Origin of the sequence: Oceanicoccus sp. KOV_DT_Chl, from assembly GCF_900120175.1 — a bacterium.
Taxonomy (GTDB): domain Bacteria; phylum Pseudomonadota; class Gammaproteobacteria; order Pseudomonadales; family Dasaniaceae; genus Oceanicoccus.
Genome location: NZ_FQLF01000002.1, coordinates 84,125 through 100,760 on the forward strand (window position 1 = coordinate 84,125; position 16,636 = coordinate 100,760).

The window sequence follows — 16,636 nt, forward strand, 5'->3', positions numbered from 1 at the left end:
CCCTGACAGAAACCGTTGGCACAATTTCCCTAAATGAAACCTTTTTCAGGTCACTCCGATTTATCAACGTGCCATTCTGGCAGATACTTCGAAACAACATCGTGCCAACGGTTTCTAACGGGGGAGCAAAATTTTACAAACAACGTAAAATTATTGGTCCGACCCCGGATCGTGCCGCGATGAGATAGTCCGATATTAGCTATGTGCCGCCATGTCAGTAGCGGGTCACCTAGCGACCAGAAGCCCAAGAAACCACATTCTTCGCTAACGTGCAAAGCGGACTAAAAAGCGATTCAATGATTGAAGAAAGCAGACATGTTTTAACACACGTCCACCTTGTAATTAATATTGCTCTATAAATTTGTGTCGGAGAGATTTAATTTTTAAATCCCTCCGACACAAATGGCATCCTGAAATTAAAAAAACCTGTTCGCTTTTTCGTTAACCGAAACCAGAATGTTAATCTAGGCATTATTGACCTAAAAACAGCTGTTGCAACATGATCTGATCAGAAATAGTCAGCAGGCCATCGGGGTGGACATCTGCTCTATCAAATGTGTCCTGATCAGTTATCACCGGCATTCCTAAAAAATGTTTTTGCAAGATGAGTAAATCGCTAATGGTGATCTCGCCGTCGTTATTGATGTCACCTAATAACAGTACCATTTCAAATTCATTAGGGTTAGTGCCCACTAATATTTCTTCTAGGTTAGTATTTCCATCATTATCATTGTCAAAGTTTGCATCGATGGCATCTAAGGGGTCTAAACCATAGAACGTTTCAATGTTATTACCCATTCCATCGTTATCAGAGTCTTGTTGTTCAGCGTAATCATCTGGGAAATCATCACAAACATCGCCCGTATCATCTCCATCGCTATCTTGCTGATTAAGGTTAGCAACAAGAGGACAGTTATCGACGGTGTCGCCAACGCCGTCTGAGTCACTGTCGAGTGCTTCAAATGGGTCGCTAATAAAAGCGTCACAAGCATCACCAACCCCATCTCCATCTGTGTCATCCTGGCTTAAATTATCAACTGTAGGGCAGTTATCAAGGCTATACAGGATGTTGTCACCATCTGGGTCTAAATCTAGTTTCCATAACTCTGTGCCATAGCGATTTTCGCTAGCTAAGAAATAGAGTATATTACCAATGGCTGTAATATTTGAAATGGAGGCACTACCATTTGGTACTAGATCGGTTACCTTCTCGGTAGTTTCGCTGGAACCTCGTGAAGCCCATAATTCACTTGAATTGCTACCATCTCCAGCCGAGAAAAATAGGTGGCTGCCAACACTTGCAAAATTATCTGGGTTGCCGCTACTTGATCCAGGAAAAATATCAACGGCCAACTCGGTACCGGCATCGGTGCCGTCACTTTTCCAAAGCTCGTAACCCCTGGTACCATCATAGGCATTGAAATAAACGGTGCCACCGACCTCTATAAAATCAGAAGGGCTAGAGCTAGAATTTGGATTTATATCTTTAATCATCATTGTGCCGGCCACAGTACCATCGGTTTTCCAGGGTTCGGTACTATGAGTGCCATCGGAAGCACTAAACCATAATTCTCCATTAATTTCAGTAAACCACGCAGGAAAGCTACCACCGGAACCAGGATTCAAGTCAGTTAGCACATTAGTACCCGGTTCTGTGCCATCACTTACCCATAGCTCGTAACCATTACTACCATCATTTGCATAAAAATATAGATTGCCATTATATGCTGTAAGATTTCGTGCGTAGGCGTCGGCGGAGCCTAGTCGAATATCTTTAACCAGCACTGTCGATGCGTCAGACCCATTGGATTTCCACAATTCAAACCCGGTGCTTGGTTGTCGTGCCACAAAAAATAGCGTGCCATTTACATTGGTAAAGCTTTCTGGGTAGGACGATGAAGGGTGGATATCTTTAACTTTATAGGTTCCCGTTGTCGTGCCGTCTGTTGCCCAAAGTTCAAAATCTGTATTGCTGCTGCGCGCTTGAAAATAAACGCGGTTGTCAGAATAGGTTAGATCGGCATCTGAGTTCATTCCGCTGTTGCCGCCAGGATAAATATCTTTGACCATGACAGTCCCAGCATCGGTGCCGTCTGTCTTCCAAAGTTCGCGGTTATTAACCGGATCGACGGCGGTAAACAGTAGCTCACCATTTAGTACAGCGAAGTCATCAGGCGAGGAACCATCGGAACCTGGAAAAATATCGGAAACTTGACTTGTTACTCCTGTGAGTAAATCGGTTTTCCACAGTTCACTGCCGTCATCATCAGCAGCGGTAAAAAATAAATTATTACCAACAAGCATCAAATTCGACGGTGAGCTTGAGGCGGTTGATGTATTGATATTGGCTATTAACTCCGTACCGCCTGCGGTGCCATCACTGCGCCATAGTTCAGAACCAATACCAGTATCATCATCAGCAGCAAACTGTAGTTCATTACCTACTACAGATAAATGCGTTAGATACGATGCATCATCGCCCGTAAAAGTAATGATTTTCTGGATGTTTGTGAGAGTACCGTCGCTGCTCCAAAGTTCCTTTCCTGTGTTTTCGTTATCAGAGAAAAAATATATCTTTCCATTGAAGGCAACCATTTCTCTGATATAGGCATGAGTGGAACCCGCGTTTATCTCAAGCATACTTGTGGTGCCGGTACTTGGATTGTGCACCCAAAGCTCTTCGCCATTGAGATTATTATTGGCGGTAAAAAAAAGAAGATTATCGACTTTAGTGAATAGTTTTGGGAATGATGAACTACTGCCACTGTTGATATTTCTGACAATGCTAGTACCCGATTCAGTGCCATCGCTTTTCCAAAGCTCTACACCTTGTAGTCCATCACTCGCACTGAAATAAATAGCATCGCCTACCACCGTTAAATAACTCGGTGAACTGTACCCCGTACCTTGTCTTATATTTTTAACTAATGCTGTTCCGGCTTCTGTGCCGTCCGAGCTCCATAGCTCAGCACCACTCGAGGCTTCCACAGCATAAAAATAAAGTTTGCCATTAAATGAAATCATATAGTTAGGGTTAGAGGATACGGCCCCAGTATTAATGTCACTCACCATGACAGTACCTGCCGGGGTACCATCAGTTTTCCAGAGCTCTCTTCCGTTGGTTCCATCATCAGCACTGAAATAGACCTCACTACCCATCACAGCTAAATTGCTGGGTGAACTGGATGATGGACCGGGGTTGATATCCTTAAGCATGTACGTTTCTGCTCCTGTACCGTCAGATACCCAAAGTTCATAGCCTTCGTCGGTCGTTTGTCTTCTATGGATTACCTTATCCCCAAGCACCGTCAAGTTGTAGCCGTAGGTGGAACCATGATCATCGATTTCTTTGACCATGCGTGTTCCAGCAGCTGTGCCATTAGTTATCCAAAGTTCAGCACCAACTTCGTCTGTATATGCTCTAAAAAAGACCAGATTACCAACAACCGTTAAATGACTTGGCCCAGAGCTCTGGCTGCCCGGGCGAATATCTTTAATTAAAACCGTGCCTTCATCAGTACCATCAGTACGCCAAAGTTCGTTGCCGCGGTGATCCTCTGCCGCGAAGATGGTATATCCATTAAGAGGCACCATGTAATAAGGGGCAGACCCAAACTCTTCTGTATTAATATCGCTAATAATTTTCGGTTCAGGCCAACCAGCGATAGAGGGAGAAGACATTACGAGTGAAATGAATAATGCCAAATAGGGCGCGCAAATCCTAAGCGATCGCATATAAAACCTCGGAGGTAGAAGATTGGAACGAGGGCCGAGCTGAAAAAATGCGACATATCTCAGATTGAGTGCCACCTTGGCCCATTTGCTCCATTACTATTGTTATTCACATTTTAATTTTAGCTTTTTATAGTAGGTTATGGGTGTTATAAAAATGTGAAAATTAACGAGTGTAGGCGAAACAAACGCCTTATTCGTGGCCACTCTACCCTATCCATCCGGAGTAGGACGAAATCACGGAGACAAATCACGGGACAGGCACTCAAAATCGAAATCACGGGACAGGCACTCAAAATTGACAACACAATAACACTGCTTTAACGTCAGTGCACTTCTCTCGTAAAAGGAATTACGATGACTTTACCTCGACGAACACTAGTCTGTGTCGATGACACGCCCTTCTATCACATTACTTCCCGCTGTGTGCGCCGCTCGTTTCTGTGTGGTGTTGATCATGCCACCGGCACGGATTACTCCCATCGCAGGCTTTTTATCGAGCAGCGTATTCATTTACTCAGTTCGATTTTTGCCATTGATATCGCCGCCTATGCAGTGATGTCCAATCACTTGCACTTGGTCCTTAAGCTTTCGCCTGAAGTCATTGATAAATGGACTGATCGGGAAGTTGTCGACCGCTGGACCAGTTTGTTCAAAGGCCCTTTGCTGATTCAAAAGTACGGCAAGGGCGGGCTGCTCGATACCGCGGAGCAGCAGGCGGTGAATGACATCATCGACACCTACCGCCGGCGACTGGCAGATCTCGGCTGGTTTATGAAATGCCTCAATGAGCCGATTGCCCGCATGGCTAACCGGGAAGATGGTTGTACCGGGCACTTCTGGGAAGCCCGTTACCGTTCGCAAGCCTTATTAACGGAAGAAGCCCTGCTGAGTTGTATGGCCTATGTGGATCTCAATCCAGTACGCGCAGCAACGGCTACGTCCCCGGAACAATCTGAACACACCAGTATTAAAGAACGTATCAGGCCGTCATTGCATTTGGCCGACGCCATCACGACGCTGGTCCAAACCCACCAACTCAACCATTTTAATGTCACGCTCAAACCCTTATTGGCATTTGAGGGGAATGTCACTCTCAATGAACAGCAGGGAATTCACTTCAGTCTTTATGATTATCTGGAATTAGTCGATTTCACTGGCAGGGTAGTTCACGATGACAAACGGGGGGCTATTGCGCCACAGCTCCCGCTTATTCTCCAACGATTAGGTATTAATCGTAACACCTGGCTGAATAATGCAACGGCCTTCGAGCAGATTCATCACAAACGCTTCGCTAAAAAACGGCAGTGCGTTAAACACGCCGCTTAATTATTCAACGAACCGCCTCCAATGTTGATGAGCGATTAACGTTCTGGGTTAGCTGAGCTTAAAAAACGGGATTACCGTTTGTTTCTGGGATTTTTTAGACGTACCCGATATTTACTACAATGATCAGAAAAATAAATTACGGCCTAAGAAAATTAACTTCGTGTTTTCTTAGCAGTGCCTGTCCAGACTAAGTGTTCAGTCCAGACTAAGTGCTATTGGAGAAGAGTAGTAACTATTATCAGATAACATGACACATACATTGCTGCGGCTGAATAGATGTAACCATAACCAAGCAGCTCAGTGGTGGGATAAATACAGTTGTAGGGGTAAGCGTTACAAAATCAGATATCCACGTTTGGCGCATATCAACAGCTTTAGATTTTAAATCTTATAGGTGAACGGTCTGCTTTCAGATTGAGAGCGAATCTTTTATTTAGGTGAAACTAAAATTTAAGTTTGACGAAATGTGCCAATTAGAGACGTTGGTACGAGGTCGGATAGAAATAATACTTGCCATGGCACAGTGCGGGGTCGGACCCACTTTTGTGCTGTTTACAAAAGTGGGTCCGACCCCTGACAGAAACCGTTGGCACGATTTCCCTAAATGAAACCTTTTTCAGGTCACTCCGATTTATCAACGTGCCATTCTGGCAGATACTTCGAAACAACATCGTGCCAACGGTTTCTAACGGGGGTCAGAGCAAAATTTTACAAACAACGTAAAATTATTGGTCCGACCCCACATCATGCCGCGATAAGATCGACCCTATCCAATTTCCTGCCAGCTGGAATGCGCACGTAATTACTCGGGCCTGCAATGGGTCACAAACGCGCAAAGCGTTTGGACCGAGCCGAAGGCGAAGCCCGCAGGGCCTTAACAGCCCTCAGGCTGTTAAGGGTCAAAAGCCAGCAATTGGCCCATGCCTCTTCCGCCTTTGATATCGGACATTATTTATCTTACTTGTAACCCAACTTGGAGGAAGACAGTTGCTGATGACCTGCCAGATCAAATCTGATCCATTACAATTTAGTGCACTTAATAACTAAGCAGCCACCGTCCTTCCATTAAATGTCATATCAAACCCGCCTTAATATAATCGGCCAATACCTGCACCGCCGTATTTTTTTCCTGTTCGCGATATTGCAAGCTGATCCCCACCTCCCCCAATTTGGGTAGCTGCGGAGAATCGATAATCGACAAATCCGCCGGTACTGTCGAACGCGCTAGCACGGTAATCCCCAGACCTTCATCAATGACTGCCTGAATCCCTGTTAAGTCAGGAATGGTATAAATAATGCGACAACTACGCTTTAGCTGTCCTAATTTATGTAGTGCCCGCTGCCGATATATACAGCCGCTGGGTGCAGCTACCAACGGCAGAGTCTCTTGCAAGTGGGCGCGCGAGCCAACACCGCTCACCCACACCAATTCATCCGTTTTAATAAAATGCCGAATCGAGCGCTGCTGCTGCGCAGTCACTTTATCGTGCAGCGCCAATACTAAATCGTAGTCATGGCGCTGCTCCTCTGATAATAAATTACGGCTCAAATCGCAGGTCACTTCCAGGCTAACATCCGGGTAAGCCTTGGCAAAACGACTAACAATTTTCGGTAATAGCGTCACCGCAAATTCGCTGGGAATACCAAACCGAATGCGACCACTGACAGGGGGGGTGGCAAAAAAACCAACAGCCTCATCATTTAGAGATAAAATTTGCCGGGCGTAACTCAGCAGTGAATCACCCGCGGGTGTTAATGCCAGCTTGCTGCTGGCACGATCCAACAGCGGCCGGTCCAGCAACAACTCCAGTTTTTTTATCTGCTGACTGATAGCTGGCTGGGTACGGCCCAGCTTTTCCGCCGCCGCAGTAAAGCCGCCCTCTTCATTAATCACCACAAACGATCGCAACATTTCAATGGGTAAATTCTTCATTCCTACTTATCCCCTCGCATCCCGCATCTCGCATCCCGCATCTCGCATCTCTCGCATTGAAAAAACCATAACAAATTCTAATAGCTTGATAATAAATATTAATTTCTGTTATGCCAACCCCGGCGCTATCATAGCGTCCACTTTAGCCACCAGCAACGGAGTCACCATGTCCGACCAACGCCTGTTAACCACCCCGCTGAATGACCTGCACCTCAAGCTGGGTGCCAAAATGGTCCCATTTGCTGGCTACAATATGCCCGTTCAATACCCCCTCGGTGTACTTAAAGAGCATCTGCATACCCGTGAACAGGCCGGGTTGTTTGACGTATCGCATATGGGCCAACTCACCATCAAAGGTGCGGGTATCGCACAGGCTCTGGAAACGCTGATCCCTGTCGATATTGCAGCCCTTGGCCAGTTCAAGCAGACCTACGGCGTACTCACTAATGAACAAGGCGGGATTCTCGACGACCTGATCATTACCCGCTGGGCCGAGGATGAATTCTTTTTGGTGGTTAACGCCGGCTGCAAACAACAGGACATTGCCCATTTGCAGCAGCATCTACCTGGCTTTGAATTCAATATCATGGACCAACACGCACTGCTGGCACTGCAAGGCCCCCAGGCCCGTGCGGTGATGGATCAATTAGCCCCCGCCGCCAGCGAACTGCGCTTTATGAATGGCTGCTTTGCCAATATCAACCTCAATGGCGAGGCCATTAACTGCTTTATTACCTGCTCCGGATATACCGGTGAAGACGGTTACGAAATTTCTGTGCCAGCAGCACACGCAACCACTCTGGCTGAAAAATTATTGGCCTTTGATGCTGTGGAAGCGATTGGACTGGGTGCCAGAGATTCGTTACGACTGGAAGTGGGCCTGTGTTTATACGGCCACGACATGAATGAAACGATCAGCCCTATTGAAGCTGGCCTGCTTTGGTCAATCAGTAAATCCCGCCGCAGCGGCGGCGAAAAAGCCGGCGGTTTTCTTGGTGCAGACGCTATCTTCACGCAAATCAGCAAAGGCACCAGTCGCAAACGTGTTGGCTTAAAAATCGATGGCCGCGCGCCGGTACGTGAAGGTGCAGAACTGGTCAACGCAGAGGGTGAAGTCATTGGTAAAGTCTGCAGCGGCGGTTTCGGTCCTACCTTGGGCGGCCCTGTGGCCATGGGTTATGTACCCACTGAATTAAGTGCGGTCGGCAGCAAAATGTTTGCCCTACTGCGCAACAAACAAATACCGGTAGAAGTGGTGAAGATGCCCTTTGTACCGCAAAACTACGTCAGGTAATTAACGAGTACAGCATTCACTAACCTGATTAACACCAAATTTATTTGCCGCTCAAGCAATATTGAGCCGATAGCCCGGAGACCACCATGCTAAACAACCAAGCATCACTGACCGAACTCGAAGCCAACGACCAGTTTATTCAACGGCACATCGGCCCCGATCAACAGCAACAACAGCAGATGCTCCATTTGCTCGGCGTTAACTCACTCGATGAATTAATTGACTCTACCGTCCCCGCTAAAATTTTGCGCCAGCAGCCGATGGATTTACCCGCACCGCAAACCGAAGCAGCAGCACTGGCACAACTCAAAGCCATAGTCCAGCAAAACAAAGTGATGACAAACTATATCGGCCAGGGTTATTACAACACCCTGATCCCTAACGTCATTCTGCGCAACGTGCTGGAAAATCCCGGCTGGTACACCGCCTACACCCCTTACCAACCGGAAATTGCTCAAGGTCGTCTGGAAGGCCTACTGAATTATCAACAAATGGTGATGGATTTAACCGGCATGGAACTAGCCAATGCCTCCATGCTGGATGAAGGTACCGCTGCTGCCGAAGCCATGGCGTTACTAAAACGCGTCAACAAAAAAAATCGCAGCAATGTTTTTTTTATCGCCGACGACACCCATCCGCAAACCATCGCCGTAGTAAAAACCCGCGCGGTGACTTATGGCTTTGAGGTTATTGTCGGCAAAGCTGCAGAGCTGACTGCGCAACCGGTGTTTGGCGCGTTACTGCAATACCCTGGCAGCCATGGCGACATCACTGACATTGAAGAATTAATTAATCAGGCCCACCAGCAGGACACATTAGTAGTCATCGCCGCTGACTTGATGAGTTTGGTATTACTGAAAACCCCGGGTGAATGTGGTGCTGATGCGGTGGTCGGCAACAGCCAGCGTTTCGGTGTACCCATGGGATTTGGTGGGCCACACGCGGCTTTCTTTGCCACTCAGGATAAATACAAACGCTCCACTCCTGGCCGTATCATTGGTGTGTCTATCGACCGTCACGGCAATCAAGCCTTACGTATGGCGATGCAAACCCGCGAGCAACATATCCGCCGTGAAAAAGCCACTTCCAACATCTGCACCTCACAAGCACTGTTAGCGATCATGGCGAGTTTTTACGCGGTTTATCACGGCCCTGATGGTTTAAAGACCATCGCCAATCGTATTCACCGTCAAACCAATATTCTCGCTAACGGTTTAGCCAAGCTTGGCTTCAACCCGGCCAATACCAGCTGGTTTGATACCCTGACTTACACCGTCAATGAAAAACAAGCCGCCATTATCGAACGCGCCATCGCTGCCGGTATCAATTTGCGCATTATTGGCAACCAGCAAATCGGTATCAGTATTGATGAAACCACCACCCGCGATGATATCGAGACTTTGTGGGCAATAATCTCCGGCGGCAATATCGATTTCAGCATTGATACTATCGATGTTGAGTGCGCTAACTATTCAACCATTCCTGAGCGCTACCGTCGCAGCAGCGAATTTTTAAGCCACCCTATTTTTAACCAGCATCATTCAGAAACTGAAATGCTGCGCTATATGAAGCGACTGGAAAGTAAAGACATCGCGCTTAACCACTCGATGATAGCGTTAGGCTCGTGCACCATGAAGCTCAATGCCACCGCCGAAATGATTCCTGTAACCTGGCCTGAGTTTGGTCAAATGCATCCCTTTGCGCCACAAGATCAAGCGCAAGGCTATCTGACCATGTTCAAGCAGCTAGAAAAAATGTTAATCGAAGCCACCGGCTACGATGCTATTTCACTGCAACCCAACTCCGGTGCACAGGGTGAATACGCAGGCCTACTCGCCATCATGAAATACCACCAAAGTCGTGGCGACCATGAACGCAACGTGTGCTTAATTCCCAGCTCGGCCCACGGCACCAACCCCGCCAGCGCCGCTGTTGCCGGTATGAAAGTCGTTATCACAGAATGCGATGAAAACGGCAACGTCGACTTGGCGGACTTAACAGAAAAAGCCGAACGCCACAGCCACGAACTCGCAGCACTAATGGTGACCTACCCTTCTACGCACGGCGTATTCGAAGAAAGTATTACCGATATTTGTGAATTGATTCACTCACATGGCGGTCAAGTTTACGTTGATGGCGCCAACTTGAATGCACTGGTCGGCATCGCCGCCCCGGTAAATTCGGCGCCGATGTTTCGCACATCAATTTACATAAAACCTTTTGTATTCCGCACGGCGGCGGTGGCCCTGGTATGGGTCCGATTGGTGTTGGCAAACATCTGGCACCGTTTCTGCCTAACAACCCCGCTCAGCCGATTGAAGGCTTGGATATCAACAACGATACCGTCTCCTCTGCCAGTTGGGGCAGCGCCGGCATTTTACCGATCTCATGGATGTACATCGCCATGATGGGCGAGCAAGGTTTAAAGAAATCCACACAAGTTGCCATCCTTAATGCCAACTACCTCGCCAAACAATTAAGCGCGCACTACCCCGTGCTATACACCGGCAGAAACGATCGCGTCGCTCATGAATGCATCATCGATATGCGTCCTTTAAAGGAAGCCAGCGGTATCAGCGAAGAGGATGTCGCCAAGCGTTTAATGGATTTTGGTTTCCACGCCCCCACCATGTCATTTCCCGTGCCTGGCACGTTAATGATCGAACCAACCGAGTCAGAACCCAAAGAAGAACTCGATCGCTTTATCGAAGCCATGCTCACCATCCGCGCAGAAATTGCCGCAGTAGAAAAAGGTGAATTGGATGAGCTGGATAACCCGCTAAAAAATGCTCCGCATACCTCAATGGAAGCTACGGCCTCTGAATGGACACATAAATATTCACGGGAACAGGCAGTATTTCCAGTTGGCAGCGATGGCAAGTATTGGCCGCCGGTTGCACGGATTGATAATGTGTTTGGGGATCGGAATTTGGTGTGCTCTTGTCCGAGTATTGATAGCTATCGGGAGGAGTAATTGCTGTTGGCGAAAAGTGTCGTAGTTCTGTCTTAGAAGGTCATATTTATCAATAATGATGAGACTATAATACGCTGCCAAATAGTCCAGTGCGGGAGTGCGCCTGACTGCCACTCTGATTAGCCAGAATAAGAGAGGTATATTTCGGGGGCAGAGTAAAAATTACGTCAATTTTTAATCTACCCCAGAATTATATTAACGACCAACGTGCTCAACGGCTTGGTTTGCTGATAGGCCTCGAGTTCAAGAAACTGCTTAAGTAATCCCTCCCCCATCGATTAGCAGACCAAACCCCAGGACTGGAAATAATTAACTTTCACTTCATTTAGTTTGATCCATAACTACCATCCTCACGTACAAATTAGCTAGAAATCATCCCAAATAAGGGCATCAACCCTGAATTTGGGTGTTGACAGTTATGAATTTACGGCTACACCTGAGTACCTAACCCAAAACCCCATTGGATTATTAATAATTTTTTAGTTGGTGAGTAAAAAATGTGCACATGTTCTATTAGTAACAACAACATGCGAATAAAAATGCCAGAAAAAGTGTGCTTTAATCATATCATTTGTTTTAGAGATGCCTACTCCCAACCCCAGTCACAGATTAAATCAGTGGTGATTGACTTCAGTGGCACAAAAGAATTTTCTTCAGCTATTTTTGGAATGCTTGCTCATTTAGGAAGATATTTTCAGGGCAAAAATACTCCTATAAAACTGGAGGGCCTTAGCCCTAAACTTGATCTACTCTTTCACATTGCCAAAATTCAAACACTAATAACTCATTAATCGGTTATTCAGTCTACTCAAAAATTCTTATCAAAACTTGGATAGGTACGGCTAAGAAAACACGGAGTTATTTATTCTTAGGTTTAAAATTACTCTCTCGTCATTAAGCTAAACTTCGGACATATATTTCGGGGTCAGAGTAAAAATACGTCAATTTTTACTCTGACCCCTAATTTTCAGAACCCATTAACTTTTATCTAAACCTGCGCCTAGCGATGCCGATTAATGAAAGCAAGCCTGATGCAAATAACCACGCCGAAGCGGGTACCGGTACTGCTGCTGCCGCGAAACTAAAGTTATCAATTGCGAAGCGAATGTCTGGCCCATCAATTCTTGAAACAAAAGGGTTATCAAAATCAGCACTGTCGAGATAAGAGGGTAATGCGGAATTATCCATTGCTCCTGCAGTACTATCATTGAATCTAACGAAAACTTGAGTGACTGAACTAGCGCCGATCGAATCCCCGAAATAAGTTCCGTCTGCCCCCCTGCTATCAAACTGGTCGCCAACCGATAGTGAAAAGTCATCAGCTACAAAGATATGGTTACCTGATGTATAGCCGCTGTAGCCACTAACAGAGAAATAGGAATTGTGGTTAGTCACAAAACTATTGGAGTCCGCATCCGGGTTGTAGACAAAGTCAGTGTCTGTGGTTGCATCGTCATAGCTGTAATAGCCTGTAATGGTATCACCAATGTCTACTAAGCCAGCTACACCTGTTGATGTCACTGTACCAGACCAGCTTACTGTTATCATTGCCGCAGATACGCTCGTTGATATTGCCGCGAGAACAAAGGATATGAAGCCGGCCCTAATGAGATAAGAGGTCTTGTTCTTGAATATATGCATTATTATCTCCTTTTATTTTCTATCTTTTTTTATCTGCAAAAATCATTCCGCTACAAATAACCCCATTATTATCAGCAGGTTACTTATAATGAACACTGGGCACTGTCAAAAGTGTAAATTTTACTGACAGCTAAGCGTGAAGACCAGGGCCTAATAATTAAGTAGGGCGAGATATAAAGGCTTGCAAAGTGCAAGTGAATACAACTTCCGTCAATCTAATAGGGAGCAATGTGATTAACTTTAAGGGATAGGTGTTTTAGTCGCGGGAAAGAAAATTGTCTGGATTCCTGAACGTATAGCGTTTAAAGGCTTAGTTTGCGGAACTTCCATCTTTAAACCACACTACTGCATTAATACTAAATTTAATGACAAATAACCTTTTGAAACACCATCGATTAGAATTGGGAAAAGTCAGATAATGCCAGCTTATATCGCACTTTTGCTAGTAACCATTATCTTCACACCACAAACCTGGGCCGCACCCTGTGAAAAAACATTGCGTATCGCTTGGGAGCCCTTTTCACCTTATTTGGTTAACAACGCTGACGGTTCCATGACTGGTGTCGACGCTGCAGTTGTTGAGCAGGTGCTCAAAGAAATGCAATGCTCGATAAGCTGGCACTACATGCCATGGCAAAGAACCTTAATAGAAATAGCAAAAGGATCAATTGACATTGCTGCGGCAGCTTCAAAAACCGCCGCACGACAAGAATGGATGTATTATTCTGACGTCTATCGCAATGAAAATATCGCTCTGTTTGTGCGCAAAAATGAAACTGCCAACATTGAAATTAATCAACTCATTGATATCAAAGACATACCTTTTCGATTAGGTTTAGTGTCAGGCTCTTATTTTGGAAAAACACTTGAGACAGCATTAAAAAATCAGGATTTCCAGTCTAAAATAACCTGGGTTGTAAATACCGACCAACTGCCAAAAATGCTGCATGCCCAGTGGATTGATGGCTTTATAACCCATAAAGCAGTTGGTTATGACTTGAACAATAAACACAACTCATCCAGTGAAATCGACGTCTATCCAATCGAAATAAGCAATGATCCGCTCTACTATATATTCAGTAAAAAAAGTATAAGCCCGCAATTTGTTGATGAATTTAATCGAACCCTGCAAGCCATGAAAACAGATGCTAGTTATCAACAACTATTAGCTGAGTAATTCAGCATAAAACCCCTCTAACCGCCAGTTAACCTATCTGGTAGCTGGCATAAGCCGGTTGCGAAGCGTTACCGCTGAGGGGCTTGCTGGTAGTCGCCGCAAATACCGTTCAATCTGTGGATTATTGGAGACACCGGCAGCACTCATAATAATTAGCGCTGCTTCGGTATGACCATAAACGATTGCGATATCCAGCGGAGTGTTTTGTTGCTGATTGACTGCCGCTAACAACGCGTTAAAAGCTTCTTTATCCGGATCATCACTAATCAATAGGAATGAGAGCAACTCTACTCGATTCATCTTAGCTGCATGGTGTAAGCAATTATTATTATCCGCATCGGCCAACAGCAAACCAGCTAGTTTTTTAATCCGTTGATAGAACACAATATCGCCACGCCAACAGGCTCCACTCAAAAGCATGGAGTCTTCGACATTAGCCCCTGCTGCTATCAGCACATCGATGCTTTCAAGTGCGCGTTCATTCTCTGAAAAAGCGAGCATATCCAATGGACTTGGGTTCTCCACTGACTTGTTTCGCGATTTTGCGCGACTATTGGGATTTGCCCCCGCAGCCAATAACGCCTTGATACTGTCGGGATCGGCCCAGAGCGCGGCGATAATTATTAGTGGCGTTTTTTGCTCTTGATCAATCCAGCCGTTAGGGTCTGCGCCTTCAGCCAGCGCCGCTTTCACTTTTTCAATATTGGGGATGGGCCGCTATTCATCGCATCGCGTAATTTTGTTTGTGCTGGATACAGCGTTTCAATACGATAGCGTTCGTAATCGCCAATCCATTTATCAAAAAATCCGGCATCAACAGCAAGCAGCAGGTGGACAACGAGACTTACTGCCACATACGTTATTACCCAATTACTGCTCGCCAATGCTGTTCGCCGCGTGCGAACAATAGCGTTAGCGAAAACAATAAAAAATAGTGGCACAGATACGAATAAAAAACCGGCTAAAAATACAGCGCCTAAGGCTATACTCCTATCGCCGGACGAAGATTTTCCGACTAACCAAACGATACTCAATACAATAAGAACAATCGCATCGGCGGCGACGATATTCCAAAAGTGATTCTTCGGCACAGCTAGATTCATTCAGTTTTTCTCTTCATCAATTACTGTGCCGTCAGCCAATTATTAAAACGGTGTTAAGTTTGGCTGAAAGAGTCTAGTGGCAGCATAATTTCAACGGTATATAGTAGCAAAAAAGGGTATTTTGTACGGCCAGCCTGGTAAATTGGTTATCTGCAATTATTTATCGGTCAATTTGAACGAATGTTACAAAACAGTCATTTGGCATTATCAGCCAACAACTTCGATAATAGCCCTCCTCTTATTTTTATACTTGGCCGCAAGCGCGGGAGTAAACATATTAATACTGACCCACGTTATATTATTTGGCTACTGGATTTTTTATCCAGCTTGGGGATGGATATCAATACTATCGCCGCCAACCATGGCGTTAATCTAAACGCCCTGCAAGATCCAAATGCCGTGGTCAGCGCCGAACAACATCGCGGCCTACTCAGTGACGCCCGCCAATGCTATCAGGGCACTGACCTTGGCCTGGCGTTGGGGCTACACCGCTCTATTGCCACCCTCGACCAACTCGCCTATTTAATGATAAGCAGCGCCACATTTCGTGAAGCCAGCAGCGTCGGGCTCAAATACCAAAATTATTCAGGCAGATTCTCTGGTCATTTGGTAGTTACTTCGTTCAGTGAAATTCAAGCGCAGGGTTGCTATCAAATTGATGCTAAAACAGAACTAGGCGAACTGCGATTACTTGCCATAGAAGACATCCTCGCCAATATCGTAACGACTTGTCGCTGGGTACTCGGTCAAGCACTACCGGTCACGAAACTGCGTTGTAATTATCCTGCACCGGCTCACGCCGCACGCTATCAAACTATTTTTCAATGCCCGGTAGAGTTTGACGCACCGGTGACGCAATTATTTTTTAATGCTGCCATTCTCGATCAACCCATTACCTCAGTCCAGCCCGCAAAGTGCCGCGCTGTATAAAAAACTCTGCGAGGAGAAAAGTATTGCCCGCAATCAGGGCGACATCGCATGGCGGCTTTGGCAAATAATTGTCGAAGACCCTGCCGCCCCCTTCGCTCCATAACGCCGCGCAACGGTTGCTGCAGTAGCCGCACCCTGAGTCGCAAACTATTAGCTCAGGGCTGGCAATACCAACAGTTAATCGATCAAGTAAGGGAAATCCACGCTCGACGCCATTTAAGCGACCCCACCCTGTCGATTACTCACATCGGCCAGCAATTGGGTTATGCCGATAGCTCTGGCTTTCATCGCGCGTTCAAAAAATGGACCGGCCTATCACCACGCGCATTTCGCGAAACGTTGTTCGCCGTCAGATAATGACTGACAGCTGGCCAGATCAGACAACTATTTGGCTGAATTGGCCAAGCTTTTTTTACTCCGTTTATTTATCATTTAAAATACGGGTTCCAAACAGGCATCGCAATCACGCTGTCGCCTTTAAAGGGCCTAAGCCGGGGATAAATCATGAAAAAATTGATGGTCT

At 46.1% G+C, this 16,636-nt stretch carries 11 protein-coding genes and 1 pseudogene; 7 read left to right on the top strand and 5 right to left on the bottom strand.

Annotation, left to right across the window (positions count from 1 at the left end; all coding sequences use genetic code 11):
* Positions 1-471: 471 nt before the first annotated feature.
* A complete protein-coding gene (locus tag UNITIG_RS04000; RefSeq protein WP_159931078.1) occupies positions 472-3,705 on the bottom strand; it encodes an ELWxxDGT repeat protein in 3,234 nt (1,077 codons plus the stop codon).
* A gap of 384 nt (positions 3,706-4,089) precedes the next feature.
* On the opposite strand from UNITIG_RS04000, the gene UNITIG_RS04005 reads away from it, so the two are divergent.
* On the top strand, positions 4,090-5,061 hold the full coding sequence (locus UNITIG_RS04005; RefSeq protein ID WP_101757229.1) for a transposase: 972 nt from the start codon (positions 4,090-4,092) through the stop codon (positions 5,059-5,061).
* 1,072 nt (positions 5,062-6,133) lie between these two features.
* On the opposite strand, the gene UNITIG_RS04010 is transcribed toward UNITIG_RS04005, so the two are convergent.
* Positions 6,134-6,994, bottom strand: a complete 861-nt coding sequence (locus UNITIG_RS04010) for a LysR substrate-binding domain-containing protein (protein WP_101757230.1) — start codon at positions 6,992-6,994, stop codon at positions 6,134-6,136.
* Positions 6,995-7,160: 166 nt separating this feature from the next.
* Here UNITIG_RS04010 and gcvT point away from each other — a divergent pair, with 166 nt between their 5' ends.
* The 3 genes and pseudogenes from gcvT (at position 7,161) to UNITIG_RS04025 (ending at position 12,053) form a co-directional block, all read left to right on the top strand.
* Positions 7,161-8,288 carry a glycine cleavage system aminomethyltransferase GcvT gene (gcvT, locus tag UNITIG_RS04015; protein ID WP_101759185.1) on the top strand — a complete coding sequence of 376 codons (1,128 nt, stop codon included), beginning with the start codon at positions 7,161-7,163 and terminating at the stop codon, positions 8,286-8,288.
* Between the two features lie 86 nt (positions 8,289-8,374).
* Positions 8,375-11,262: pseudogene (gene gcvP / locus UNITIG_RS04020) on the top strand (aminomethyl-transferring glycine dehydrogenase).
* 539 nt (positions 11,263-11,801) lie between these two features.
* Complete coding sequence (locus UNITIG_RS04025; RefSeq protein ID WP_101757231.1) at positions 11,802-12,053, top strand: STAS domain-containing protein; 252 nt, start codon at positions 11,802-11,804, stop codon at positions 12,051-12,053.
* A gap of 193 nt (positions 12,054-12,246) precedes the next feature.
* Here UNITIG_RS04025 and UNITIG_RS23375 read toward each other — a convergent pair whose 3' ends face one another.
* Entirely contained in the window at positions 12,247-12,903 is a 657-nt protein-coding gene (locus UNITIG_RS23375) for a hypothetical protein (protein WP_200821184.1), read from the bottom strand.
* 418 nt (positions 12,904-13,321) lie between these two features.
* Between UNITIG_RS23375 and UNITIG_RS04035 the strand changes: the two genes are divergently transcribed.
* Positions 13,322-14,080, top strand: coding sequence for an ABC transporter substrate-binding protein (locus UNITIG_RS04035; RefSeq protein ID WP_101757232.1), 759 nt, complete (start codon positions 13,322-13,324; stop codon positions 14,078-14,080).
* A gap of 33 nt (positions 14,081-14,113) precedes the next feature.
* Here UNITIG_RS04035 and UNITIG_RS04040 read toward each other — a convergent pair whose 3' ends face one another.
* Positions 14,114-14,773, bottom strand: a complete 660-nt coding sequence (locus UNITIG_RS04040) for an ankyrin repeat domain-containing protein (protein WP_101757233.1) — start codon at positions 14,771-14,773, stop codon at positions 14,114-14,116.
* Entirely contained in the window at positions 14,770-15,183 is a 414-nt protein-coding gene (locus UNITIG_RS04045; protein WP_101757234.1) for a hypothetical protein, read from the bottom strand. The genes UNITIG_RS04040 and UNITIG_RS04045 overlap by 4 nt, the downstream gene beginning before the upstream one ends.
* Positions 15,184-15,363: 180 nt before the next feature.
* Between UNITIG_RS04045 and UNITIG_RS23380 the strand changes: the two genes are divergently transcribed.
* A complete protein-coding gene (locus tag UNITIG_RS23380; protein ID WP_200821185.1) occupies positions 15,364-16,113 on the top strand; it encodes an AraC family transcriptional regulator in 750 nt (249 codons plus the stop codon).
* Positions 16,114-16,161: 48 nt separating this feature from the next.
* Positions 16,162-16,470 carry a helix-turn-helix transcriptional regulator gene (locus UNITIG_RS23385; protein ID WP_200821186.1) on the top strand — a complete coding sequence of 103 codons (309 nt, stop codon included), beginning with the start codon at positions 16,162-16,164 and terminating at the stop codon, positions 16,468-16,470.
* Positions 16,471-16,636: the final 166 nt, after the last annotated feature.